At 45.1% G+C, this 863-nt stretch carries 1 protein-coding gene and 1 pseudogene; both read right to left on the bottom strand.

The window, feature by feature from the left end; translation table 11 throughout:
- Positions 1 to 124: pseudogene (locus ACS8FD_RS18470) on the bottom strand (alpha/beta hydrolase); the annotation flags it as partial.
- A gap of 114 nt (positions 125 to 238) precedes the next feature.
- Positions 239 to 863, bottom strand: a 625-nt coding sequence (locus ACS8FD_RS18465) for an amidohydrolase (protein ID WP_439276915.1), incomplete at its 5' end; no start/stop codon positions are given.

The raw sequence follows: 863 nt of genomic DNA, 5'->3' as shown, positions 1-863 counted from the left end.
CGCTATGTTCTGCCATACCGTGTACGATTAATAAAGTCGCTTTGATGTCGTCTTTAGGTTCAAAAAACGTATGGTGCAGATAATGGCTGTTGTCAGATGAGGTGATCGGCGTCGATGTACTCATAAAATTCCCTGATAAATCAAATAGGTCAAAAAGGTCACAATAAAGATGACGACAATACCGTCACGTGTTAAGACATAACGGTAAAAATAAGCGTCATTATACTTAAATATTGGCTCAACGTTGATAAATCGTTTTGCCTTCTTTGATGGTTTGAACTACCTCGATATCTTTAATGCTGTCAGGCGCCGCTGTCAACGGATTGGCGTCCAAAATGACCAGATCAGCCAATTTGCCTGGCGTTAAAGTGCCTTTGCTGTCCTCTTCAAAGTACTCATATGCCGCATGTGAAGTGGTGGCTTTTAACGCTTGATAGGGGCTGACGCGCTCATCACGACCGATAATCTGGCCGCTACGCGCGGTGCGATTGACCGCTGACCATACGGCGAATAATGGATCGACTGGAGTCACGGTATCGTCTGAGTGATTGGTAAATTTCAGCCCCATCTTATCAGCGGTCGCAAGTGGACTTAAAAAGTTGGCGCGCGCTTCCCCTAAATTTTTGACATGCACGTCTCCCCAAAAGTAGGCGTGATTGGTAAAAAATGACGGCAGCATGTTATATTTTTTAAAGGCCTCTAGCTGATCCATTCTGGCAAATTGCGCGTGAATGGGTACGGTGCGGCGATCTTTGTCTAGTGCTTGTCCGGTTTGTTTGACCGCATATTCGTGGGCTTTGATGATCATATCAGTCGCCGCATCGCCATTATTATGAATAAATAATTGGTTGTCGCGCGCATAA

The organism is Psychrobacter sp. 1U2 (assembly GCF_051847575.1).
Note: the sequence above shows the minus strand (reverse complement) of the source record. Positions and strands in the feature narration are given on the sequence as shown.